Below are 24969 nucleotides of genomic sequence, written 5' to 3' on the forward strand. Positions count from 1 at the left end.
CACTCACCTACTTCTGAATTGCATGGAACAATCAGCAAGCCAGCCACTAATAAGGTCAAGCTTTAATTCCATAATCGATGCCATATTCAGATATTTAAACTGTTCCAACTTCTTTTGGAAATCATCCAAAATGTCATTAAATAGTTGAGAATTGATAGAACTATTAGTGTTCATCCTAGTTTTGAACGCTACTTCCTTTTTGTATGATTGCTCTAACATAAATATATCTTCATAAACTTCGGAATAGGAAACCCGAAGTACCTTCATTATTTCAATCCCACTGATGTATGAATTGATGTACATATTAACTAGTTCATTATAATCCTCATCCGATTCATCAACTTCACCCATAACAGCCTTAACTTTTCTCTTGATGTTATTAACCTTCTCTGAATCACATTGTGACCAATCAGGTGCAACAGTTGTATGGTGAATTGCGATATTAAGTTGCATGTCGGTCAAAGTTGTTCTTATGATTCTGGATATTTCAACTTTAAAATCTTCTGCCTGTTTAATCACAATAATAAAATCGTCATCTATGTAATCATAATTGTCTGGCTCTGCGTTTTTTAAGGCTATTACCTCTTTACGCTTGGTTTCCGCATGTGAAATTATTCTTGAATCTTTATACTCAGGAATAACAAAATGCCATTCTTTAATTACTGGCACACCTAAACCTTTCAATCTATCTGCATATTTAAGCGATGTTAGCTTACCTATGTCAGTGGTCATTTTATCTCTAAGATGACCATATAACTCATCATCTGTGTAATCACGTTCGGGACAGTAACATTGATAAACCCTTCCTTTACGTGTAAAACCTTCAATACCAGCATCACCACCATAAACCGCTGGTATTTCAGTAAAGTGTTCATCTTGAAACTTCATTCTATAACATGAGTTCATTAATTTTTCCCAAGACTTCCCGTCTAAAGGAGTGTCTATAAACTTCAAAATCATAAGACCCCACCTAATAATGATATAGATAATGAACTTCTTACATCAGCATATGGCAGTAATGCATGGAAATCCACCATGAACGTATCCATAGCACCAAGATAATGAACTTTTGCCAATTGAAAAGTTGGATACACCTTAACAATAATCACCTCTTTATCGATAAAGAAAAGTTGGTCATTTTCACGAGGCTCTGTAGCAGTCATTGTCTCAGCTCCCCACTCAAAACATTCCCTATAAATCCTCATATTACCATCGACAGTTCAATAGAACAATCAGTTAATATTAAAAAGTTAGTAAATAACAAAAAGCCAAAGTGTGATACTTGAGCCCTTTATGATTTGAGTCAAAGCAATTTCCATATCGGTGATTTCTTGTATGACCTCTGCTTGTTCTTTTATGTCACTACTTTCTTTTAGTTGCTTTGCATACTCATTTAATAAGGTTTCATTTACTTCCTGATCCCCCTTTTATCCAATTGCTCTTGGAAAAAGGACTGCCCCAAACCTCGACTTTCTCTTTGGAGGAGGATAGAGCAAGTTGTACCAGATGGTCATTCTGGGGTTGTACGTTCGCCTTTTTTGTCTTATGGCTCGTTTGTTTCATGCTGGAGCCGATCATCTTGACTATAAATTGGTTCGCGTTCAAGGCACCGAAAGTGGATATATTTTTTATTGTATCATCATTATGTAGGTATATATGTGTCAATTTTCCAGAATGTAGGCACATTTGTGCACTTTTTGAATGACAAAAAAGTACCGACATAAAAATAAAAAAACCCATGTATTGGGTTTTTGGGATTATATAGATGTAGGCACTTTTATGTCAACGGACATGTCTGTTGTCGGATGACAAGAACTTAGTCCCTTGTAGGACAAGAACTTGGTCCCTTATCCGATTTTGGTTAAATAAGCAGGCTAAAGAAATCTAGTGATCATCAGTCATGTTTACTAATGTAATCAACCACATCATTTATTAATTTTTTGTTAGATGCATCAATAAGCAATCTTAATGGTGTAAATGAATCCATTTTGGAAAAACTTCTTCTTTTTCTCACACTATTGTTTGGACATTTATATTCTGTGAATTCTATTTTTTTATTCTCAATAAACATTTCTATTTTCAACAAGTTTTTTATAGGATTTTTTTGTTCTTCAGTGAATTTAAATAATACTTTAAATCCCTCTTTGGTTATTGTTAGTACTTTATTCCAATCCCAGTTTTGGCATCTTCTTAAAAATGAAGATGAAGAATTCCCAGAAATTTGCCCAGTTGCTTATGTAACCGTTTTCTCAAAAATAACAGGATTTTCAGATAAACGAACCTTTTTCCCACCCATATTATACCTCATATTAACATAATTAGGCTTGTACACCATTATATAATAACTTAAATTTGTATTAAAAGGAATAAATATGGTTTTGCTTATAGCAAAATAGCAAAGCTCTGAACCTGATCGTGGAGGAAACTATGAAGATCAAGTCAAACTATACTAAACTCTTTGGTGCATTCTCTCTTACTTTTTTGGGCGATGGGCTTACGCTGGCCGCAGTCCCTTGGTTAATCTCCACACTTACCAGCGATACCCTGTATGCCTCCGTCACCATGACGGCGCTTCGTTTACCCTGGCTTCTATTCAGCCTGCCTGTGGGTGTGCTTATTGATCGCTACTCACGTAAACATATGCTGATCGGGGCGGGATTTACTCGGATGATTCTTCTTCTTGGCCTGACGTTATGTATATGGGGCGGATGGATCAGCATTCCGATGCTCGCTCTGTTCATGTTCGGGATTGGTCTTAGCCGCGTTGTGTTTGACAGCACGGTCCAGACAATTATTCCTCAACTTGTAGACGAGAGCAAATTGGAAAAAGCCAACGGGCAGTTTACAGCGGGACAGCTGATTACGAGTGATATTCTGGGTGTTGCCCTCGGGGGATTCATCATCACCCTGCATATTGTTTTTCCTTTTGCCATTGATACCGTTACAGCTGTCATTGCTCTTCTCCTCTTGATCGCTCTAAAAGGGAGCTTTTATCCGGGGAATCGGGAAGCAGCCGAGAAGGGCAATCAGCCCATGAAGGATTGGAAACGGGAGATGTGGTCCGGGATTCAATATGTCTATCAAGACCGTTTTCTCCATGGATTGTCGATTCTGTCCGTCACGATTACGTTGATGTATTCAATTATTTTGGCAACTCAAATCTTCTTTGTACGAGATGCTCTTCACCTGGATGCTTTTGCATTCGGCATATTAATCTCCATTGCAACGATCGGCAGCATTGTGGGAAGCCAGGCAGTTGCTTATATGCGCAACAAGTGGACCACGAAACAATTAATTATCTCATCCATTTTGTGTATGGGCATCATTTACGGTGTGGTAGGTCTGACTACGAATGCGTATGTTGTAGGCGCCCTGTATTTCTGTGCTGCATTTTTCATTATCGTCTACAATGTCACACGTTCATCAATCCTGCAACGTTCCGTGCCTAATGAGCTGCTCGGCAGGGTAGGCAGCGTGTTTCGCTTTTTGTCTTTCGGGATTAGTGCCGTGGGTACCCTTCTCGGCGGATTATTGGTCCGAATCAGCGAAACCACATTCGATCGCGTGTTTTCATTACAACTTCCTTACCTTTTGTTAAGCTTGGTCTATATCCTGGCCGGCCTGTTATTTACCTTTAAAATGCAAAATCATTCAGAGAATCAGCGTAACACCCATCATGTGTAGGAATTTAAGGCAATAACCCGGTAGCCCTTTACAGGTTCTTCATGGTTATTTTCCGATAGGCTGGTATAAATGCATCAGGTGTCGCACATTCGGAGCTTGACTGTTACGTAAGGTCATCCTTCATAATGAACTCCAGTTCGCCTGAAATAACTTTAACGGATCGGTTTTTTTTCAAGGACTCTCCCCTGCACGATCTGGAATTTGAACGAATCAAGGATTTCGCCCCCGAGGTCGAACTATGAAGTATCTCCTCGATACGAATGTGATTTCCGAGCTGGTGAAAAAGAAACCCAATCTAGGTGTGCTACATTGGATTAATGAGCGAGACGAGTCCAAGTCCATGCTATTCCTAAGCGTCATCACGTTTGGAGAGTTGCAAAAAGGAATCCGCAAATTAAGTGACAAAAGCCGCGCAGAGCGATTGCAAGCCTGGATCTACCAGGAGTTGAGTAGCCGGTTCGAGGAGCGTATTCTTCCCTTGACCTAGATACCCTTTTAACATGGGGGAGCATCCAAGGACAATCCGAAAAGAATGGTCACCGTTGCCTGTCATGAGCAGCCTGATTGCAGCTACGGCCATTACGAAAAATTTAATCGTTGTAACCCGCAATGTTTCTGATCTTGAGCGTTGCCAGGCTACTGTTTTTAACCCTTGGAAGACCGAATGACCATAAAGCGCCACGAATCCGTTTCGGATTGTGACGCTACGTACTATCTAAACCCAATTTGACGCCGAAATTAGGCATTCACCTTGCCTAGGGCGAATATCTTAATGGGGAAGTACATTTTAAAAAAATGAGGCGATACACTTGGGATACTTCGTTACTGTGGAACCGGGCGTAAAAGTATTTATAGAGGACATCAATCCGAAGGGAAATAAAACGATACTTTTTATTCATGGATGGCCGCTAAACCATAACCAGTTCGAATATCAGTTCAATTTCCTTCCTAAGCTCGGATATCGTTGTATCGGAATGGACTGGAGAGGATACGGCAATTCGGATAAACCATTCGACGGGTACAATTTCGATAGATTAGCGGATGATGTCCGCATGGTCATCGAGGCGTTACAGTTAAGAAACATAACACTGGCAGGACACTCTACCGGAGGCGCGATATCGATTCGTTATATGGCTCGTTACAAAGGGTATGGGGTATCTAAACTCGTCCTGATCGACGCTGCCTCTCCATCTAGCGTTCCAAAAGAATTTACAAATAAAATCATCGAAGATACAAATCATGACCGACCGCAAATGCTGCAAGACCAAACGGGAATTTTTTTCTTTCAGTATATTTCCGAACCGAAATCCGATTGGTTCGTTTTAATGGGACTACAAGCGGCGAATTGGGCGACTTCCGCCATTATGGTCACGCTTAGAGATGAAAATGTTTACAACGATCTCGGTCAGATCGATGTACCCACATTAATTATTCACGGAATTCATGATAAAGTCGTTCCGTTTACCCAAGCTGAGGAAACAAATAAGCTGATCAAAAATTCGAAGCTAGTTCCGTTCCAATACAGCGGTCATTGCGCTTTTTTAGAGGAGCGCGATAGATTCAACCAATTATTATCTTCTTTTGCATAACGACTCGGATTAGCCGCACCATCACTCCCCATAAATATAGTCCGATAATGCCCGATGATTGAGCAAATCTGCCCAATAGTTGAATAGCGACGGATCTCTATAGGAGAACCCACAGCTAATCAGTTAAAAAAATCGGCGATAAAGTTTTCTCCGTCGTTCCCCGCGTAGTTGAGCATAGATTTGTGTGGTTGATGCTTTTTCATGCCCTAGCATGCCTTGGATAAAATCTAAAGGAGCTCCATTATCAAGCAACTGGCATGCATAGGTATGACGAAAACGATGAGGATACACATTTGCCTCTACCGCTCCGCGAGATGCTAATCGCTTCAAAGCCCATCTGAGCGTTGGAATGGCCATTCGCTTCACTGGATTGGTATCTGTTACAAATAAGACTTTACACGAGTCTTCGCGGCTGTCTAAATACTTTTTCAACCATACTTTGCACTCCGTGGTGAAATAAACTTCTCTCTGCTTTGCCCCCTTACCGTTAACAATGGCAGAGCAGTTTTCCCAGTTCAAGTCCTCAATGTTTAACTTCTCTACCTCACCAATACGACACCCTGTACAATATAGAAACTCAAGTAGTCCTCTTTCCCTTAGGGTTTGACATGAGATCTTCAGATGAATCACATCTTCTTCCATCAAAAACTTAGGTACTCGTTTCTCCATTTTTGGCTCACGCAGTTTAAGTGAAGGATTGTTAGGAAAATAGGTTTCTTCATATGCAAATCGAAATAAGGATCGAACAAAACGGATACCGTGCCCTAAACTGCTTGGCTTCAAACGATCAGATTGTTTAGCTAAGTATTCTTTCAAGAGATTCAGAGTTACCCCTGAGATATCTACATCCCCGAGGTCATTAACCAGCATCTTCAGTTGTAGAGCATAAGCTCGCAATGTATTCAGGCTAAATCCTTGGATTCGTTTGTCTGCCTCATAATGATTCCAAAGTTCACTTAAAATCATAGTAAAACCTCCTATTAGAGCAATTAATTCTAGTTTGCTACTAATTAAGAGGTTTTAGACTGGGTCTATTCAACTAACGTGTCCCGTTAGTGCAACGGTTATATTGAAACATCAAATTCTCCAACATAAACAGCATTACCCGTAACTTCTATGACTTCACCGTTTGTTACTTTTACTCTGATTCTCCCATCTCTTTCGATTTCCTGACCTTGCTGAATTAAAAGATTAAATGATGATTGGGCCCCCTTATTTAAATATCTTGCATAATAGGCTCCCATTACTCCAGAGGCAGTGCCAGTAACTGGGTCCTCAATTGTACCAGAAAAGGGCGATGAAAAATGCCGAGCGTGCATATGTGCCTTTATATCATATGTTTCTAAACAAAAAGGATGGATTGATGCTCGTGGCATTTCCTTTAAAATGTTTGGAAAAAGACTGTTATTGGGTTTCATTCGTTTGAAAGCAGCAAGACTTTTTATTGGAATCAACAATGTCCATGTACCTGTGCTACCGTATATTGTTGGTAATTCTGTTTCAATATCGCTTTCTTCAATTCCCATTGAAACAGCCAACTCTTGAAGTGAGCCTTTAAATTCTTGAAATTGGGGAGTTGCTTGCTGCATTGTTGTGTAAGGCCCACCGTTTGAATTAAGTTTAATCGGTAAAACCCCTGCTTTAGTTTCAATTGTAAAATTAGTTTTATCATCCAACAATCCTTTCGTTTTCAACGCATAAATAGTTGCCATAGTTGCGTGACCACAAATGTTTATTTCATGTCCTGGAGTAAAAAAACGAATTCTTAAATCCGCTTTATCAGATTTAAGTGGGAAAGCCGTTTCGTTAAACCCTACTTTTTCTGCCACTTCTCTCATTTGTTCTTCATTCAAATTTTCACCATCTAATACTACCCCCGCTGGGTTTCCCATATTGGGAATATTACTAAATGCGTCAAAATGATAAACCTTTATTGTTTTCATAAAGCACCCCCAACGTAATTCCCCTCATCATACCAAATTTTGGGCTTTATTCGTGAAAAATTCGTAAGATTGTTTAAGAATACTGCCCGTTAGCTCAATGATGTTTCAGTCGTTCCGCTGACGGAGCTAGTTGTACATGATAGCATATCAAAATCGGGAGCCTGTTCCGTAATTTATAGCGAGGTTACGAACTTTACCTCCGGAAAGCGGCTATCCGGTCCTTTCATTAAGATACCGCCCTGATTTTTCAAATACATATCGAAGAAATCCAGCATATAGGCATTGATAACGGAGTTCGCTCTTTCGGGCGCAATCTTTCCTGTAATGCCCAGCATGTTGAAAACCGGAGAAATGAACTGTACGTCGGCAAAATTCAAATGCTCCGTATTTTCGATATAGAGGACTTCTCCCCCTTCATCGACCGTTTCGCGCATCCGTTCAAGCTCCAACTTTTTATCTTCCGTTACTTGATCCTCCCACTCTCTTGTTGAGCCCATACGGTTAAGCTCTGCATCCGTGTATACCCGGTGATCCATCACCATTTTTAATTTTTCGAAATAGCTTGCCGAGTTGATGAACAAAAAAGGCTTTCGCAGACCCTCTCTGTCACGCAGCCGATAAAGCCCTCCATCAAGGTCTATTCCAACCGCGATTCGCGGATCGTAAGAAGCGTCATAGGCCGTCGCTCCGCCGATGGAATGGCCGAACACCCCGACATGATGAAGATCAATCCTCCCATTTAGATGACTTGGAATCTGCCCCGATTGGATGAGCTCGAATTGGTCCAGCGCAAACGCCACATCGCCGGTTAGAACTTCTCCCAACTTGTCGCGATTTTCTCTACTCGTCCGATAATCTTGGCCCGGCGAGAATAAGTCGTTGGTTGTGCTGGTCGTGATTCGCCCGTCCGGAAACTCAGTTGCAAATGTATTGTAGGTGTGGTCGATCACGGCCACGATATATCCGTGACTCGCGAGATTTTCGGCTTGCGACGTGTGGAGGAACCTGGAAGAGCCGTTGCCGGGATTCGCAAGGATCAGCGGGTATGAAGTCTGCGCCGAAGAGACTTCGGCCCCCGAATAAGCATGACTGGATACGTACTTCAGGTGTTGCAAAGTAAACACGGGAAGGCCATAGTCCGCGGCCATATAACGTAAAATCTGGGGATCGGGAACAAAGGGAGCGTACTTGTCGGTGCCGGCTTGAGCCGGATACCATACCTGAACCATCAATTCTCTCTTGCCATCTCGGGCTTCATCGAAAATCTCTTCCCTATTCGTATCCACGAAATGAAAAGTTTGCGTTCCTACCTTTAATTCGCCAGTCGGTTCAGGTAGTTTAAATACAGGAAAAGCATACATGAGACCCGCTGTTACGACCAGCATTATTGCTATAGCGGTATAAGCTGAACCCAATATGAATCGTGGGATTTTTTGGGGACCGTTTTTTTTAAAATAGCTATAACCTGAAATGGCTAAAAATATGATCGTGATGCAATATGGGAAAAATAGCTGAACTCTGTATCCTTCCACCGTCCAATGAATGACCAGTAAAAGTGTGGCGAACCCGCTTGCAACGGATACTGGAATTCTACGACGTCCTTTTTTTAATAGAACTGTTAATGTAAACAAGCCGCTACTTTAGTACAAAAACGGTTTCCGAATCCAAAAAGTTTTAATTAACGTCAAAGTAATCTGCTCGTTAGCTTAACGCCGCCGCGCCAGTCTAGAACTTATCTTCATAAGACACGTATGGCGTACTAAATGTTATATTGGTGCTTTTCAAATTGTTCTTTCAACTAGAGCTTATTATTCTGCGCGATGTATTGCTCTGATTGGATTAACAACTCCACAAGCTCTGATACCTAGTGATTTGATGATGATAATATTCGGTGAGAGGTATAAATGGTTTTTTCTCATCATCAAATACGATGAGTCTGTACTTACTAACTGTCCCCTCTGGACAGTATTGATGAAAATAGCTCCCCCCTTAACTAGCCGTTCAAAACAAAAAAAGGCCACTCCCGATTACAAAAACGGGAGACGCCAATATCATGTGACACATTATTTAATTGTACGTTTCTGTATTAACGGGCGTATGTGTTATTTGAAGAATTATAACTTCATTGAGTCATTTTACAAATACTAATCAACCCAATTACCACTCTCTCCATTCTTCTGTAATATCTTGATCTTCCTCAATCTCTAATCCAGCTAGCCTAGCTGCCTTGTCAATAAAATCAGCCAATTCTTCACGTTCCATCGTCTCAATAAAATAGCCATTTTCCTCATTCATTTCATTAAACGTAATCACAACTTCTTCTACAGCCTTCATAATACTCTCAGGATGTTTAGTTTCTTGTAATAATACTAATTGGTTTTAAAATTTATCCAGGACTTTATCAGACATTAGTAATCTCTCTTCTGTAAAAAGCTCATCTCCATATTCTGTTATTCTTTCATTCCATAATTTAGTTGGTTTTTCATTAAATAAGTTTTGTAACCTCATTGGGGGATATCCCTCATTTCCTTGTTTTTAAAGGTATTTCAAATAACGTTTCTGTATTCATGACACTCTGGGTCAGTTTTTACTTGAAAAACATCCGAGTCATCACATTTATTTCCATCGTCTCCCCTTTTGAAGGAAAATCATACCTCTTCAGATTCAATTATATCTATATTTTACCTGTTATTCAATTTTTGCGTACAAGCGTTCTCGCTTTTTTTCCTTTAATCTACTTGGTGCCTGTCATTTCTATCTTATGTCACTTTATTATCACCATACTAGTTAATTTTTCTAATTCTAGATCTTTAAATTGTAGCTTATAGATGTCCGTTTCATTGGTGTGATTAAAAGTCCAGTGTCAAAGCGAGGAATTGGCTTTTTCCGGTTCATCGTATTCTGCTCTATTTAATAGTTGGCTGGATGCTCGGCTGTGAGCGGATTTTCCACTTTCGCAAGCTTCAACACGATCCTCTCATTCGCCGTTTTCTCGGTGGCCGTAGTCCACATCATACTCTGCTCTACAAAGAGTTGGTGCGATTTGTCGGCTTCATACCGCCATTCACCCTTATGTGTTCCTTCCTTTATGAACTCTGAAATAACATAGTTATCATCCTTATACTTGAATAATTTTCATTGTAAAGTAGAGGTAAGTTTTCTTTACATCAATCAGATGTTGTTGCATCTCTTCTATTCCTAGGGGAATGACCTTTTCTCCCATTCTTAAATTGCAGTTTTGTCATGGTGTTTTGTCCAATTTTACAAAAAATAAGGCAAAGCCTAAAAATCGGCCTTGCCTGTGCGCGAAGTATCAAATTTACTGTTCAATTGCTTATTAGACATGATTCAAATTACAGCTTCAGCCACAAAGCGGGACGAACGCCGCCTTTACATTCGCCATCGCTGATGTTGCCTTTCAATATATTGTTGCCTTGGATACCTATATTACCGTCACCGTGGATGTATACGGCTTTTACATTAACGCGACCGGGCGACCGAAGCCACCACCAAGTCCCCCAATTTTTACCTTCAAGTCTTGCTATTCGCTTACTGTTGTTTTCATCTTTTCTTTCAAACCAATATCTTTGATTTTTTCCTCGGTTTTGTAGTTTTGAACTGCTATCACCAAAATATTTGCACACTACTTCCTCAATGCTTAATAAAAATACGCTGTCTTGCGTATCTTCTCCGCCTTTTGAACCATACCACTGATTGTCAAAATTATTATTTATTACCGGAATTATTCTTGATTTATCAGTTGCGTTGAATTTGTTATAAAATTCACCATTAAGGTATTTTCTTAACGCGCATTCAGCCCATGTTATATCTTTATAAGCATCATGGTAAGCACGTTGTTCTATAATATCTTCGGTAATAATCAAAGCCGCATTGTTTTTTATGTCAAGAATGCGCCAGGTATAACCGCCGAATGGCATTGTTGAGCCGATATTAAACTCATTCATTCTCATGCTCCTTCTCCTTAATCGGAAACAATAAATCAAGCTGTAAATCTTCCATTTTACCGCCTTTATGTATAAAATTATAAAAATTCAATGTTTCTTCAAATCCTTGCCCCGCAACCGTTTCCGGCGATGTCCAACGTGGGGAATCCCAGTCATTATCATATTTATCGCTTGCGTTAACCCATTCTTTTAATAAACGCCAATCCTCGAAATCCCATGCCCTCAACACATGTGCTGCATATAGCCCGCCGTCAAATGTTCGTTTTACTAAAGGCGCGGGGATCTCTATGTCGTCGGGAATGGATACCCACACCTCATACACATGCGAAGGTTCTCCGATTACTGCTGTCCCCTTAGAGCAATCAAAACCAAAACTCCGGGCGTCGGGTTTGATTTTTAGCAATCCGCTTTCTTTTACAAATTGCGTTATCTTGTCAACCGCTTTACCTTCGCAGCCTTCTCCTGATGCGTAAGCGGCAGCCACGGTCATGGGCGGAAGGTAAACAATCCGTACATCTTTGTCCTCAAGTTTACTAAGTTTCTCGCTTGCGTGGTTAAGTTGTTCCATTGACTTTTCCTCCTTGAAATTAATCTTAGAGGCAGTCAATGAATCTACAATTTCTAGTAAGCCTTCATCATCCGGTAATACGAATATCGCGGTTCCAAGATTTAGATGTTCGATAAAGGCTTTAATAACGCTACGGATAGTGGAGAGCGAGGTAATTTCGTCCTCAATTTCGATAAGGTTGCTCTCAAAGGCTTCGATTGCAACACGCGCAGAATAATAATCTGACGCAGACGTGTGATGGCTTCGATATCATATACGCGATAAGCGAAATCTTCTTTTTTCAAAGGTGTTATCAACCCAATTTGTTCGTAATATCTAAGTGTCCGGGTTGAAATTGAAAAATGTTTAGATACTTGACTAATGGTTTGCAGTTCCATGACTAACCCTCCTTTTAAGTATAAGTATACAGGTTGACGCGACGTCAAAGTCAAAAGAGAAACTATAAAAAATTCGTTTTAAAGAACACAAGGAAAACCAAGATTTATTTCCGAATCTCTGCATATCTTGGGCTTAGCCCCTGCTTGTTTGCTGGAAGTATGTATAATCAACTTCAACGACTGCCACTAACTGGGCTGACATCTCCTTGACCGAATAGGTATGCAACGGAGGAAGCGAGATGAACATTCTTCCTTTGCATACTAGATAAGGATCTTCGGAGCCTTGCACCCATACTTCTGTCGGGACCGGCTCAATCAGAAGGACTTTATTTTTTCCAGGGAGCGTTGCGCTAGTATATAATGTCGGCACATTTTTGCATTTATTTAACCCAGCTAATTCTTCTGCACAAAAAACCGTCAATCATTTTCAGATCGCCGGTTTCAAAAATTTACATATGTCTCAACTGCTTTTTGAAAATTGTCAAAGCCCATTCGCTTGTATAATGGTAAGAGCTATTTTTGCAGCTTGTTCAATCCCTTTAAAAGAATGGTTGTTTTTTGAATATCTCCGCCATGATCAATATACGCAGGTCGATTGCCTGAATGATTTGCTCATAATTATAATCCTCGGCTTTTACTTCAAATATGACCCTACCTTCATGTGCAAACTCACGAAACATGGTTTCCTCCTAATCCCTCTAATCTTACTATACTTTCATAAAAACAAAAAAGTCGCAGTTAAGCGGCTTTTTTTGTTGAGTAACTAATCTTCTCATCTTAGGTAAACATCTAGATTATTATTATTTACTGATGGGTTGACCTACAAAAGCTTCAACTTGTAGCGGAGCTGTCAAGTATTGGGGAGCTTTAGCTACGAATGACTGAAAATGGCTGCTTGCATTATGAGCCGCTACTGCTTCTTGGTCTTTCCACTGTTCAATCATGAGATACGAATCTCACTTCCACTCCGCAACGCGGTTGATAGGAAGACGACTTGTTCTGCGCGGCTCTTTAGCCGCCTTACCAACAGAAATGAGCATAACCGGTACATAACGTTCCTTCTCCATACCAAATGCTTCCGCAATGCGGGATTTGTCATATCCGCCAATCGGGTTTGTATCATATCCGTGGGCACGAGCTGACAGCATGAGCTGCATGGATACCAGACCGCCGTCAATAAGAATCATTTCACGAAAAGCTTGTGCTGGGATACGTCCAAAAAGATTCGTATAGTTAGCCATGACTTGATCTTTAACCTCTTGTGGCATATATCCTCTTTCTACATCAGTACTCATGATTTCGTCAGCATTGTCAAATGCGTTCATATCTCCGAAAACGGCAATGATTGCAGAGGAAGTTGAAACTTGGCTTTTATTACCTGGTGCAAGCTCTTCAAGAGTAGATTTTCCTTCTGGGCTATCAATGACGAGAAATCTCCAAGGCTGAAGATTAACAGATGACGGGGCCAAAGTTGCTTCTTCCAAAATTTCAGTCATTTCCTCACGGCTGATCTTGACCGTCGGGTCGTACACACGCACAGAGTGCCGAGAACTAATAATTTCTTTAAAAACATTGCTTAGGGTAGTTGCAGTCATGTTATTCTCTCCTAATCTCAATAGTTAAATTGGTTAATTTTAATTGGTCTTACTTGTTTCTTTCATTTGTTGAATCTGGCTGTTCAGCTTCTGTAGAGCTTGAATAAGCCCAAGGCGTTCTGATTCCGTGAGGTCGGCCTGAAGTTCCTCCAGAAACCGGTCCTTCTCGGCTTTAAACTTCGCGACTTTACTTTTGCCTTCTTCGGTTAGCTCAACTAATGCAATCCGGTTGTCGTTCTCACACCTTGTTCGCAGAAGAATGCCTTCCGCTTCCAACTGCTGAACATGACGAGTCACCGCAGCTGGATCAATAGACACGGCCTTCTGTAAATCCGATTGGCTAATTTGGCCACCCGTCAGTTTGCAAAGTAGCTCGAGCCTATTGGGACTAACTCCAGCACACCGTTCAAACCGTGTCGCGATATGCTTGTTTAAATGCATTAGCAAGTACAGCAGGTCATCTGTATGACAAACAGAGATGATAAAGACCTCCTTAAATTTATTGACTGGTCAAAGATTGATGGGTCAATCGTAAAACTTTTTTTATGAATAATCAAGTCCTTTTGCAAAAAAAGACCGCCATTGAGTTTACAATTATCGAACTATTCATTCTCCTTGTCATTTGGTTGTCCCCCGACAATATTCATCACCAGTCCCTGTTCATATCTAAATCCCCTTCTTTTAGATCATTGAACCCACTTAACTGTAACTGCTCATATTGTGGGAACTTTGTGTCATCGTACATTCCACATACAGAAAATAGCCCGGTTTATTACCGGGCTTAAATGACTAAAAGTATTAATTCTTTATATACTCAACCATTTTCTTATGCAGTTCCAGCTCAGAACATTGAAAGATACCATTAAAATCGTGAGGATTGCGGATCACTTTGTTTAATGCATCAATTCCGTATTGCTTAACAACAAATTCCACGAACATGTAGGAGAACTGGAATCCTTTCATCGTTTCGAAATCCCAGGGTATCGTTATTTAATTCATCAAATGATGGGATCGCCAGATTGCGGATGGCCTCTTCCGTCGAGTCTCTAATAAAGTCCTGAGTCATCTGTTTGATTTCGTATCCACCTATCCCCTGCCCTATCCATTTTGGAGCCGCTGGATTAATTTCATTGATTAACCACATGGTGAACAAATGGACCGTGCTTTTCAGGATGGATTCGTACGTATGTTCAGGTCCTGGATTCAACGGAGAAACGATTTTAAGAATGTGTCCTTCATATGTGCCCATAAACCAATTAGGTGCATCTGCTTCTCCTACAGCTTGATGAAACGATGGCAGATCAGGGTAAATTTCAATAACTACTTTTCGTGATGGATGGTGATTGTATTTTGTCGAGATACGTTCTACATTATTGCTGAGTTCAACGAACAAGTCATGTTGTACTTTCTGCAGACGTTTGTTCGTGCCCTTGCTGCCACCCTTATCTACAATTGAAATCAATTCTTGAATCGACATGATGGTAATTTCCCCCCATTCTTTCAGTTCTTTCTTTAGTCTTTCCAGAGATCTGTACAATCTGTTCTTTACAGCACTCTCACGCATTCCAACGATCTTGGATATTTCAGACAACGTGCAGTCGACAAAAAAACGTAATGCAATAATTTCCTGGTCCAACTCATCTAATTCTTTTAGCGCAGCTCTGATATCAATTCGAAAATCAACATATTTCGTAAATTCTAGGGAGATCGACTGCGATTCATAATCTGTAAAATCAAAAGGAGATTCTTTTTTTCGCGATAACCTCCGATATTCGTTTTTCACCGTATTTTGAGCGATCTTAAATATCCACGTGAATAAATTAGAGCTGCCTTTAAATCTGTGAAAATTTTCGACAGCCTTCAAAAGAACCTGTTGAGTCAAGTCATCCGCAATTATAAAACCCTTTAACGGGAACAGTTGAACTGTTTTGGAGCTTTTGCTCGTCAAATACGCGCCTTCATGTCCGACTCTACCGCGAATCTTACAGTGAGGCAGAAGAATGTGTTGTGACGATTACTTGCCAATTCCCTGTGTCAGGCAAGGCATATAGCTCTGGCTTTATCTTCCCACTAATTCCACCTCCACTTTCTTTCGGGAGCGTCAGCGCTACTTTTCCCATCACGCTATTTTTTTTAATTAATACAATTTTTTAGTCTCAGGAACGTTGCATGCGTGCAAGTTTTCGGTTATTTACAAGCGATCTACTCTCCTCATTTATCATAATTTGGGCCGCTTAGGATTGGACTTATATCCGTTTCTTTCTCATAAGTCCAATCATACTTTAGAATATCCGGTAGGTGGTTGTGGCGATTTATAAATGATCGTCCATCTCTATCCGGTATCCGAGCATGAACATTCCTGCAGCAGAATCATACGTGCTGACAAGTCTGTTGTAGATAACGGCTATTACCAACCTAAAAGGGTGCGATTCTATGGCAAATGTACAGGTTGTTTGGAGAGGTCCCGTAAATCTTGCCTCAGGTCTCGGGATCGCAAGCAGGGAATATGTGTCTGCTTTAAAGAGACAGGGCGTAAACGTCAAGGTAGGCGGCAGCCTCGGGAGCCGAAAAAACAGCGGCTTGAATAAACGAAAGGTGTTAATTTATCATCAATTGCCTCGAAAATTGAATTTTGCGCAGGAGCGTAAACGGTTTGACCGCATTATTTTAAATACGGTTTGGGAAACAACCCGCATTCCTCAGAGCTGGCTTTCGAAAATCAACAAATTTGATGCGGTATGCGTGCCGACCATACACAATAAAATCGCCCTGCGACAAAGCGGCATCAAGGTACCTATTTTTATTGTCCCCCATGGAGTCAACACCGAAAAATTTAAACCCGCGAATAAAAAATACCCTTTGCCAAGTGCCAAGGGTCGCTTCGTATTCGTTTCCGTATTTGGTTTCCAACATCGAAAAAATCCCGAAGCCTTGTTGAGGGCTTACTGGGAACAGTTCTCGGCAACGGATAAAGTGCTGCTCGTTATCAAAACGAATGGGTATGCGCGACACGAGACCGGACAATGGATTCGAAGGCAAATCGAGGGCTATAAGAAAAAGCTCGGTATCCATAAAAAAACTGCCCCGGTTGTCGTCATGACTGAACGTATGAGTCCCAGTCAGTTAAAAGGCATCTATACGCTCGGCAACGTTTTCGTTCTCCCTACAAGAGGCGAAGGAGTGGGTCTACCGTTTTTGGAGTCGCTGTCTAGTGGCGTTCCCGTCATAACTACGGGCTGGGGAGGACATATGGATTTCTTAAATCATAGGAACTCCTTTTTTATCAAATATAAGCTGCAAAGCCCGCAGATCAGTATGGACAGCAAACACGCGATTTCGCGAAGATTCCGTTCTTTATTTTCAGGAAAGGGGCAAAGGTGGGCAGAGCCGGATTTATCCAGCTTAAAAAGCCAGATGAGATTGGCATACTACCATCCTGAACTATGTAAAAGAAAAGGCCGGCAAGGCCGCCAGGACACAAAAAAACTTTCTTGGAACCGCGCCGGAGCCATTTTGAAAAAAGTTATAGAGATGAAATAGGCTATTCTTGGAATATATCACATGGCCAAGGCTCATGATCGACGAAAAAGTAGAATGTGGATGAAAAGCCAAGTTAAATATGGAGCGTCGGTTTTTCACCAAAAAATTAATAGACTTTTTAGGGTACCCATTTAACATATTGGCAATTGGTGAATCGGCATTTAATGTGCCGGTTTTATTTTTTTGTTAACGTAATCTGCCCCTTAGCTTAACGCTCACCAGCTTATGCCCTTTATTCAAGCATAGTTGTTTCGGCGTGAAGATCTTTAAACATTCCAATTTTGATTTAGGCTTGTAATATATATAAGTGGATGATAATATAAGTGGGAGATAATATAAGCGGTGGTGAATATATGTCCAACGATATTCTTTCTCTTTCATCCAAATTAAAAATCATTGCAGACCCTACCCGTCTGACCATAGTCGCTTACTTAAACGATCAAGAGTTGTGTGTATGCGATTTGGTTGCCCTGCTGGGATTATCACAGCCTGCCATCAGCCAGCACTTAAAGAAGCTTAAACAGGCTGATATTATCACAGAGCGTAAAGTTGGTACTTGGGTTCATGTACGTCTTAAAAATGACTTAGAGCCCTATCTTAAAGAGATTATCCAATCTCTCCCCTCTCAAAAAGATCTCGTAGCAGCATATCAAAGATCCAAATGCACGACGTGTTCTTAAAATTTTATAACAAAGGTGGTCATAAAATATGAATTCAAACAAAAAGATCATTTACTTCCTCTGCACAGGAAATTCTTGCCGCAGCCAAATGGCAGATGGTTTCGCCAAGCAATACTTGAGCCAGGAATGGGATGTATACTCCGCTGGTATCGAGGCTCACGGAGTGAATCCAAAGGCGATTGAAGCTATGAATGAGATCGGCATCGATATTTCGAGTCATACTTCCGATGTAATTGATCCTCAGTTGCTTGAACGAGCTGACCTGGTTGTAACACTCTGCGGTCATGCAAATGATGTTTGTCCAGTGACACCGCCTGATAAAGCACGTGTTCATTGGGGGTTTGACGATCCTGCGAAGGCTGAAGGAACAGATGAAGAAAAATGGGCGTTCTTCCAACGCGTTCGTGATGAAATTGGAGCAAGAATTCAGCTGTTTGCCGATACGGGCAAATAAGCCACGAAGGAGATGTGTAACGGATGTCTCATGTTACAAAGCGTCTATCCTTCCTCGACCGATATTTGACCATATGGATTTTTGCGGCTATGCTGCTTGGCATTGGCATCGGTTATGTCTCGCCACAATTCGTGGAAGGACTAAACAAATTTCAAATTGGAACGACATCCATACCTATTGCAGCTGGACTTATCATTATGATGTATCCTCCACTTGCTAAGGTGAGGTACGAAGAGATGTGGCGAGTATTTAAAGATTGGAAAGTGCTACTGCTCTCCTTGGTGCAAAATTGGGTAATCGGTCCTGTACTGATGTTTATTCTCGCCATTGTATTTTTAAGCGGTTATCCCGACTACATGGTTGGGCTTATCATGATTGGGCTTGCACGATGTATCGCCATGGTCATCGTATGGAACGATCTAGCAAAGGGTGATCGAGAGTATACAGCAGGACTTGTCGCCTTCAACTCCATTTTTCAAATCCTGTTCTACTCGGTATTCACTTATGTGTTTGTTACGGTTCTTCCGAAATGGTTTGGTTTAGAAGGCATGGTCGTCGATATTTCTATGGGGCAAATTGCGGAGAGCGTTTTGATCTATCTAGGCATACCGTTCCTTGCTGGCTTCCTGACACGATATGTCTTGGTGAAACATAAAGGTCGTGAATGGTATGAGAAGGCGTTTATTCCTAAGATCAGTCCTCTGACGTTGATCGCTTTATTGTTTACCATCGTGATCATGTTCTCGATTAAAGGCGATAAGATCCTGGAACTGCCGATGGATGTTGTCCGTATCGCAATCCCATTGTTGATTTACTTTGTCGTTATGTTCTTTGCATCATTCTTCTTATCGAAACGCGCGGGTGCGAGCTATGAAGTCAGTACATCACTGGCATTCACCGCAGGAAGCAACAACTTCGAATTGGCTATTGCCGTCTCCGTAGGAGTCTTCGGAATTCACTCAGGAGCCGCGTTTGCGGCCGTCATCGGTCCGCTTGTGGAAGTTCCTGTGATGATCGGATTGGTCAATGTATCGTTGTGGTTCAAGCGCAAATACTTCACTTAAGCTAAATAACAAAGGAGCCCTAACAGGCTCCTTTGTGTTATGTTCAAACTTATTTTATCGCTTGAATGATGGCAGAAACAATATATTGATCAATGTCGGCTCCAGGCAGCCATTCATTAATATAAAGCTTGGATTCATCCTTGGCTGTAATACTGATATTCGCAAATCCAGCTTGCTGAAGGTACCTTTCAAGCTCCTCGATCGAAGATGCTCCAGAGATGCATCCGGAGTACGTTGCATCGATGTCTGCACGAATTTCAGGGGGCATTTCTGCTGTCATGACCACATCTGAAATCGCTAGTCTTCCGCCAGACTTTAAGACACGGAAAGCTTCATGAAACACTTGCTGCTTATCTGGAGATAAGTTAATCACACAGTTCGACATGATTGCATCAACCGTATCGTTCGCTACAGGCAAATGCTCGATTTCACCAAGACGAAATTCGGTATTAGTAAATTGTCCTTTGGAAGCGTTCTGACGGGCTTTTGTGACCATTTCGGTGGTCATATCCACTCCGATGACAAGACCTTCTGATCCGACTTGTCGTGACGCTAGGAAGCAGTCAAAACCGGCACCGCTGCCCAAGTCGAGTACGACCTCACCTGGCTTAAGTGCCGCAATAGCCTGCGGATTACCGCATCCTAGCCCCAAGTTCGCTCCTTGCGGTACAGAAGCTAATTCCTCAGCTGAATAACCCATTTTAGCCGATACTTCATCAAAACTTGCCGAATCACTCGATCCGCAGCAGCTTGACTTAATGCTAATTTCTTTGATGGCAACTTGCTTGTATCTTCCTCGAACGTTATTGCGAATCGTATCTTTTTGAACATTGTCCATACTCACACGCTCCTTATTTTTGTCTATCGGTCACATTACAACATGCTGTTTCTTGCTTCAAAGACGGGAGATGCTCCAATACACCCTGCAAATAAGGTTTGTCTTCCAAGGTAAGGGTGTAATAAATCCACTGACCTTTTCTTTTTTCACTAACTAAACCGGCTGATTTTAACTTTCTCAGATGCTGGCTTACATTCGGCTGCGTCGTTTGCAGATAATCTACGATCTCACAAACGCATAATTCGGACTGTCCTTTCAATAAGGAGATGATGGTTAATCTCGTCTTATCCCCGAGTAGTTTAAAAACATCAGACATTTCATCTACTGGTGTAGACATTGTTCATTCATCCTCTCCGTTCTTACATATATATAAGTATATAATTATTGAATTATATATTCAAGCGGAAAATACCCTTTTGGGGATTACAATAATTTCTCCATAGACCATCACGTCGGTAGGATTTCCATCTAATATGCCCTGTTTTTCAAAAATACCGACTTCGCGATAACCTTCCTTTCGGTACTATCCGATTTTATAAAACTCATAGTGATGAGTTACCTCCGAGCAAATAAATCGAAGGTTCCACAATACCTTTGTAAGCACAGCGATGGGATAACAATTTAAGGAAGCCTAGCAACAGACCACACCATCTATTTCAGCCGCTAACACAGAAAATCGCTATCTAATCGGTAATCGGAACATCTTCTTGTCCTTTTCGGCAATCGGTACAAGTTCTTGTCCCTCGACAACATTATATATGTGTATTTCAGAAATCAAAATTATAAGTTCGCTCTCCTTCCCCCCGTTAGCGGTTGGAAACAGCTGCTGCTTTGGTAAACTGCTCTGGATGATCCTCAACTTGAGATGTCGCCAAGTCGGTTTTGCTGAAACCTGCTCGTTAACTTAACGATGGCAGCCGATCGTTTTGTCCGGCTGCCGTCGTTATCATTGAGCTATCGTTTCCCGTTCGTTGAATGGACAAGCTGGTTCTCTATTCATATCTATTTATCGGGAGTTCCAATCGGAAATGGTATTTTCCTTGAACGTGGCTTAACGTAAGATCGCCTCCATGTAACCTGGCGATGCTCTCCGCTATAGCAAGGCCAAGTCCGAAGCCTGAGCCCAATCCACCATTGTTTGATGCTCTTGAAGCATCAACTCGATAAAACCGATCAAAAAGGTGTTCTTCCTGTTCCCTGGTCAATGGCTCTCCTTCATTCTCAATGCCAATCGCTAACCTTACATTTGAGAATGAGCATTGAACGCGAATCTCACCCGGATAATGAGAGTACTTAATTGCATTCATCAAAAGATTTTCAAGAGCGCGGACAATCTTATCCGGGTCAACCCAAATCAAAACATCTTCATTGGGGAACTCACTTACAAGTGTCAGATTATACTCTTCCGCGATTGGCTGATATTCGGACAAAAGTTGCTGAATCAGTTCTCTAAAATTAATATGTTTCAGGTTTACCTCTGCTTCCGGGGAAGTAAGGCGGGTATATTCAAATAATGCATCAATACGTTTCTGAAGTTGAATAGCTTGGCTGTATGTGTGCGCGACATATCTGGCATATTCTTCATCGCTCCGGTAACCCTTATCTTTGAGCAAATGGAGGTAAGCTATCAGGCTTGTTAAAGGAGTTCGGAGATCATGGGAAATGCCGGTAATAAGTTCCATTCGACTCCGTTCATCCTGCTGCTCCCTTTCTCTTTGCCTCTGTAGCTTTTCGGCCATCGCGTTAATGTGAACTGCTACTTGTCCAAGCTCATCCTTCCGATAAATAGGGGCCCGCTTTTCAAAATCTCCCGCCGCCATGGTTGAAATACTCGAGACCGTTTCTTGGAGAAAACGAATAATAGGGCGGGTCAAAAGTGAAAAGATAAAGAAAAAACAAAGCAAAAAGATAGTAACTGGCACGATAGCTGCGAAAGTTATTATGGCTGGTATGGTTCTACTCTTCTCATCCCAAGTAGACATCCAATTAAAGATTAAACCGGTTGTAAAGAAAGTAATTACTAACCCTAGCAACGAACTTAACAGCATAATCCAGAATAGTCTGAGACGTAAGTTATTTGAGCCAAAGAATTTACGGAACTTAGGCATTTATTTTGTACCCCACTCCCCAAACGGTCTTAATATACTTCGGTTCTCGTGGATTTTGTTCGATTTTCTCACGTAAGTTTCTGATATGAACCATGACGTTATTATCCGAGTTTCCTGCTTTTTCCTTCCAGACTGCTTCATAGATATGATTTGCACTGAATACCTGGCCTCGGTGCCTACATAGCAACTCTAAAATCCCAAATTCTATTGGCGTCAATTGAATCTGTTTTTCCCCTACAGTGACCAAATGATGAGGTATATTAATGACAAGATCTCCAATTTGAATATAACGTTCATCCTGTTGAGTCACTTGCAGCCGTCGACGAAGCCGGGCTTTGACCCGTGCCACCAGCTCAAGCGGATTGAACGGCTTTCCTAAATAATCATCTGCTCCCATCGATAGACCAGTAATTTTATCAATGTCTTCTTGTTTTGCTGATAGCATAAGAACCTGAACGTCAGAACTTTCTCGAATTCTCATACAAGCCGTAATACCATCCATACGGGGCATCATGACATCTAGGAGTACTAAATCAACCGACTCCTGATTAAGGACTTCCAATGCCTCAACACCGTCTGATGCTTCTAAAGTCCGAATATTTTCATTGTTTAAGTACACCTTAATAACGTCACGGATATCTTTTTCATCGTCGACTACAAGTACTACTGGATGATTCAAAATTTCAGCTCCTTAACTCGTTCTTCTGGTTCCATTTTGATCTAAGTTCGTTTACGGCAGCAGTAAACAAAGGCAGGCGGAACATTGAAAGGCACCAAACGAATATATCCTAATTTAAAGCGCTCTTCCTTATTTAGCAGAAACATAGGACTCGCCTCCTTTCAGAGTCAAACGCTTCTCCCCCCTTATATACTGAAGAGATTTACCTGCTACTCGAAATAACAACTCTCCAACTAGAATGCCACCTGCGACATCCATTAATACGTGTTGCTTGATCAGCAGAGTGGAACAGATAATCGATATGGACATTACAGTGGTGGCCAATCGAATGGTTCGACCAAACCCTGATGCTCCCCGGAGCATCAGGTAGCTGGTTAGCACATGTATGCTAGGAAAACAATTAAACGGTTGATCATGCCGATATACAAGCCAGATTAACTGGTTAAGGACACCCTGTTCTGATAAATGCTCTGGACGAGGGACAGTCGTTTGAAACAAGGCATAAACAACATAGGAAACAATCAAGCCGCTGCATAATGCAAGCAGCGTTCGATAATATAATGTTCTGTTTTTAAACACTAGTCCAATCAATACAGCTGCAATAAAGGGATACCAAAGTACATAGGGAATAATAAAAGCCGGTACGAATGGCGTTAGGCGATCTAGGTCCGTTACGAGGCTATATACGTGCTCCGAGGGATGGTTCAATACCTTATAAAAAATATTCAATATTGGAATCATTAAAAGCCATAGAAGAGAAAGCCATGTTGAGGTTTGGTTCTTTTTCAAGGTGGTCACATTATCATCTCCAGAAATAATTTAATTACATAGAGCATAATAACGTTAACCTTTTTGGATTTTAGAAAGGTTTTTCTGAAGAATTTCTGAAGATTCATATTTCCAAATATATTTAATAAAAGGAGCAGCTGCCGCAGCAAACTGCTCCCTGGATCGCCGAACTAACGCTACCGTTAGCTCAATGCTTTGACTAGCTCTCATCGCAAAATTTGCATGAGAGCTACTTGGCTGCGACTATCATAAATCTTTTTGAATTTGTGCGAATTCCCTTTGGAGTCCAGTTATTTTCAATGAACTCATGGAGAATATCGAAGTCTTGATTATTCTGACCAAAGTAAGGGATAGTTGGTGTATGATTTAGTAAGAACAGCAAGTCTTCGGGTCTTTCATAGTATTCGATGGCATCATAATCGAACGACTCGACTTTACTAAATCCTGCCTCTTTTAATTCACCCACATATCTATCTTTTAATGTTCCATCTACTTCCCCAAATGCCTGTCCTCGACGAAAAGCACGTTTTAAGTTCAGTTTATCGGCTTCACTAACTTGCTGCGTAAAAAAATGCCCCCTCTTTTTTAACACTCTTACAGCTTCGCTTGCGAAAAATGGCGCGTGACAGCACGAAATTATATCAAAGAATTCAGAAGGGAACTGCAACTGATCAGAGGACATTTGAAAAAATCGAACGTTGGAGAGTTTTGATTTATTAAGGTTTGAGTGTGCAGTTTCCATCATTCCACCCGATATATCGATCCCGATGCCAAAGAAAAATGAGGAAGCAATGTTAAGTAGATTTTCGCCTCCTCCTGTCCCAATGTCTAAAAGAACCTCAGAACCGTTGCAACTCTTTGTTACCTCCTCATAAAAGCCCCATATTGCCCCTTCTGATTTTACTCGTAAATGACTAAAATCCCATCCGTTAGTTTTTCCAACTTTATCATAAAAATCTTTGTATTCTTTTTCATTCATTTCTGAAACCACCTTTTCAAATGATAAAAAAGCCAAAGCACTCTCTAAACAGTGCTTTGGCTTCACCTTTGGCATGAATCCACACTGGTCAAAGAATTAGTTTTCGAAAAAGGGCAT

At 41.1% G+C, this 24969-nt stretch carries 26 protein-coding genes and 2 pseudogenes; 8 read left to right on the forward strand and 20 right to left on the reverse strand.

Annotated features, from left to right (window positions below; translation table 11 throughout):
* Positions 1–3 precede the first annotated feature (3 nt).
* A complete protein-coding gene (locus ACFQ3W_RS05580) occupies positions 4–960 on the reverse strand; it encodes a hypothetical protein (protein WP_379317493.1) in 957 nt (318 codons plus the stop codon).
* The gene (locus ACFQ3W_RS05585; RefSeq protein ID WP_379317495.1) at positions 957–1163 is read right to left on the reverse strand and encodes a hypothetical protein; all 207 of its coding nucleotides are present in this window, start codon (positions 1161–1163) and stop codon (positions 957–959) included. The genes ACFQ3W_RS05580 and ACFQ3W_RS05585 overlap by 4 nt, the downstream gene beginning before the upstream one ends.
* A 1264-nt stretch (positions 1164–2427) precedes the next feature.
* Between ACFQ3W_RS05585 and ACFQ3W_RS05590 the strand changes: the two genes are divergently transcribed.
* The 3 genes from ACFQ3W_RS05590 (at position 2428) to ACFQ3W_RS05600 (ending at position 5273) form a co-directional block, all read left to right on the forward strand.
* A complete protein-coding gene (locus ACFQ3W_RS05590; RefSeq protein WP_379317497.1) occupies positions 2428–3684 on the forward strand; it encodes an MFS transporter in 1257 nt (418 codons plus the stop codon).
* A gap of 238 nt (positions 3685–3922) precedes the next feature.
* Positions 3923–4171, forward strand: a complete 249-nt coding sequence (locus tag ACFQ3W_RS05595; RefSeq protein ID WP_379317499.1) for a PIN domain-containing protein — start codon at positions 3923–3925, stop codon at positions 4169–4171.
* Between the two features lie 322 nt (positions 4172–4493).
* Positions 4494–5273 carry an alpha/beta fold hydrolase gene (locus tag ACFQ3W_RS05600; protein ID WP_018759933.1) on the forward strand — a complete coding sequence of 260 codons (780 nt, stop codon included), beginning with the start codon at positions 4494–4496 and terminating at the stop codon, positions 5271–5273.
* A 123-nt stretch (positions 5274–5396) separates the two neighbouring features.
* Here ACFQ3W_RS05600 and ACFQ3W_RS05605 read toward each other — a convergent pair whose 3' ends face one another.
* From ACFQ3W_RS05605 to ACFQ3W_RS05620, 4 genes and pseudogenes are all read right to left on the reverse strand, one after another.
* Positions 5397–6239 (reverse strand): tyrosine-type recombinase/integrase, encoded by an 843-nt coding sequence (locus ACFQ3W_RS05605; protein WP_379317502.1) that lies wholly within the window; start codon positions 6237–6239, stop codon positions 5397–5399.
* Positions 6240–6337: 98 nt separating this feature from the next.
* The gene (locus ACFQ3W_RS05610; protein ID WP_379317504.1) at positions 6338–7216 is read right to left on the reverse strand and encodes a PhzF family phenazine biosynthesis protein; all 879 of its coding nucleotides are present in this window, start codon (positions 7214–7216) and stop codon (positions 6338–6340) included.
* Positions 7217–7389: 173 nt separating this feature from the next.
* Complete coding sequence (locus tag ACFQ3W_RS05615) at positions 7390–8847, reverse strand: alpha/beta hydrolase family protein (RefSeq protein WP_379317507.1); 1458 nt, start codon at positions 8845–8847, stop codon at positions 7390–7392.
* A 526-nt stretch (positions 8848–9373) separates the two neighbouring features.
* Positions 9374–9724 (reverse strand): annotated as a pseudogene (locus ACFQ3W_RS05620) (hypothetical protein).
* A gap of 390 nt (positions 9725–10114) precedes the next feature.
* Between ACFQ3W_RS05620 and ACFQ3W_RS05625 the strand changes: the two are divergent.
* Positions 10115–10258 (forward strand): annotated as a pseudogene (locus ACFQ3W_RS05625) (IS1380 family transposase); the annotation flags it as partial.
* A gap of 311 nt (positions 10259–10569) precedes the next feature.
* On the opposite strand, the gene ACFQ3W_RS05630 reads toward ACFQ3W_RS05625, so the two are convergent.
* From ACFQ3W_RS05630 to ACFQ3W_RS05665, 8 genes are all read right to left on the reverse strand, one after another.
* On the reverse strand, positions 10570–11187 hold the full coding sequence (locus ACFQ3W_RS05630) for a DUF6273 domain-containing protein (protein ID WP_379317509.1): 618 nt from the start codon (positions 11185–11187) through the stop codon (positions 10570–10572).
* Positions 11174–11749, reverse strand: a complete 576-nt coding sequence (locus tag ACFQ3W_RS05635) for an effector binding domain-containing protein (RefSeq protein WP_379317511.1) — start codon at positions 11747–11749, stop codon at positions 11174–11176. Before ACFQ3W_RS05635 ends, ACFQ3W_RS05630 begins: the two co-directional genes overlap by 14 nt.
* 101 nt (positions 11750–11850) lie before the next feature.
* Positions 11851–12126 (reverse strand): MerR family DNA-binding transcriptional regulator, encoded by a 276-nt coding sequence (locus ACFQ3W_RS05640; protein WP_379317513.1) that lies wholly within the window; start codon positions 12124–12126, stop codon positions 11851–11853.
* Between the two features lie 539 nt (positions 12127–12665).
* Positions 12666–12806 carry a hypothetical protein gene (locus ACFQ3W_RS05645; protein ID WP_379317515.1) on the reverse strand — a complete coding sequence of 47 codons (141 nt, stop codon included), beginning with the start codon at positions 12804–12806 and terminating at the stop codon, positions 12666–12668.
* A gap of 120 nt (positions 12807–12926) precedes the next feature.
* Positions 12927–13070: a putative quinol monooxygenase gene (locus tag ACFQ3W_RS05650; protein WP_379317517.1), complete on the reverse strand. Its 144-nt coding sequence runs from the start codon at positions 13068–13070 to the stop codon at positions 12927–12929.
* A gap of 12 nt (positions 13071–13082) precedes the next feature.
* Positions 13083–13721 (reverse strand): nitroreductase family protein, encoded by a 639-nt coding sequence (locus ACFQ3W_RS05655; protein WP_379317519.1) that lies wholly within the window; start codon positions 13719–13721, stop codon positions 13083–13085.
* Between the two features lie 39 nt (positions 13722–13760).
* Entirely contained in the window at positions 13761–14162 is a 402-nt protein-coding gene (locus tag ACFQ3W_RS05660; protein WP_379317948.1) for a MarR family winged helix-turn-helix transcriptional regulator, read from the reverse strand.
* Positions 14163–14637: 475 nt separating this feature from the next.
* Positions 14638–15669 carry an RNA polymerase sigma factor gene (locus tag ACFQ3W_RS05665; protein WP_379317521.1) on the reverse strand — a complete coding sequence of 344 codons (1032 nt, stop codon included), beginning with the start codon at positions 15667–15669 and terminating at the stop codon, positions 14638–14640.
* A 485-nt stretch (positions 15670–16154) separates the two neighbouring features.
* Between ACFQ3W_RS05665 and ACFQ3W_RS05670 the strand changes: the two genes are divergently transcribed.
* From ACFQ3W_RS05670 to arsB, 4 genes are all read left to right on the forward strand, one after another.
* Complete coding sequence (locus ACFQ3W_RS05670) at positions 16155–17261, forward strand: glycosyltransferase family 4 protein (RefSeq protein ID WP_379317524.1); 1107 nt, start codon at positions 16155–16157, stop codon at positions 17259–17261.
* A 323-nt stretch (positions 17262–17584) separates the two neighbouring features.
* Positions 17585–17941: an ArsR/SmtB family transcription factor gene (locus ACFQ3W_RS05675; RefSeq protein ID WP_379317525.1), complete on the forward strand. Its 357-nt coding sequence runs from the start codon at positions 17585–17587 to the stop codon at positions 17939–17941.
* Between the two features lie 28 nt (positions 17942–17969).
* Complete coding sequence (gene arsC / locus ACFQ3W_RS05680; RefSeq protein ID WP_379317527.1) at positions 17970–18395, forward strand: arsenate reductase (thioredoxin); 426 nt, start codon at positions 17970–17972, stop codon at positions 18393–18395.
* Between the two features lie 23 nt (positions 18396–18418).
* Positions 18419–19459 carry an ACR3 family arsenite efflux transporter gene (gene arsB, locus ACFQ3W_RS05685; protein WP_379317530.1) on the forward strand — a complete coding sequence of 347 codons (1041 nt, stop codon included), beginning with the start codon at positions 18419–18421 and terminating at the stop codon, positions 19457–19459.
* Between the two features lie 49 nt (positions 19460–19508).
* Here the strand turns inward: arsB and ACFQ3W_RS05690 are convergent, their stop codons facing one another.
* The 6 genes from ACFQ3W_RS05690 to ACFQ3W_RS05715 form a co-directional block, all read right to left on the reverse strand.
* Positions 19509–20297: an arsenite methyltransferase gene (locus ACFQ3W_RS05690; RefSeq protein WP_379317532.1), complete on the reverse strand. Its 789-nt coding sequence runs from the start codon at positions 20295–20297 to the stop codon at positions 19509–19511.
* 13 nt (positions 20298–20310) lie between these two features.
* Positions 20311–20634, reverse strand: a complete 324-nt coding sequence (locus tag ACFQ3W_RS05695; RefSeq protein ID WP_379317534.1) for an ArsR/SmtB family transcription factor — start codon at positions 20632–20634, stop codon at positions 20311–20313.
* 655 nt (positions 20635–21289) lie between these two features.
* Positions 21290–22405, reverse strand: a complete 1116-nt coding sequence (locus ACFQ3W_RS05700) for a sensor histidine kinase (protein ID WP_379317536.1) — start codon at positions 22403–22405, stop codon at positions 21290–21292.
* The gene (locus ACFQ3W_RS05705) at positions 22398–23084 is read right to left on the reverse strand and encodes a response regulator (RefSeq protein WP_379317538.1); all 687 of its coding nucleotides are present in this window, start codon (positions 23082–23084) and stop codon (positions 22398–22400) included. Before ACFQ3W_RS05705 ends, ACFQ3W_RS05700 begins: the two co-directional genes overlap by 8 nt.
* A 129-nt stretch (positions 23085–23213) precedes the next feature.
* A complete protein-coding gene (locus ACFQ3W_RS05710) occupies positions 23214–23882 on the reverse strand; it encodes a phosphatase PAP2 family protein (protein ID WP_379317540.1) in 669 nt (222 codons plus the stop codon).
* 220 nt (positions 23883–24102) lie between these two features.
* A complete protein-coding gene (locus ACFQ3W_RS05715) occupies positions 24103–24852 on the reverse strand; it encodes a class I SAM-dependent methyltransferase (RefSeq protein ID WP_379317542.1) in 750 nt (249 codons plus the stop codon).
* Positions 24853–24969 lie beyond the last annotated feature (117 nt).

The sequence above is a fragment of the Paenibacillus puldeungensis genome, assembly GCF_042678945.1.
Classification (GTDB): domain Bacteria; phylum Bacillota; class Bacilli; order Paenibacillales; family Paenibacillaceae; genus Fontibacillus; species Fontibacillus puldeungensis.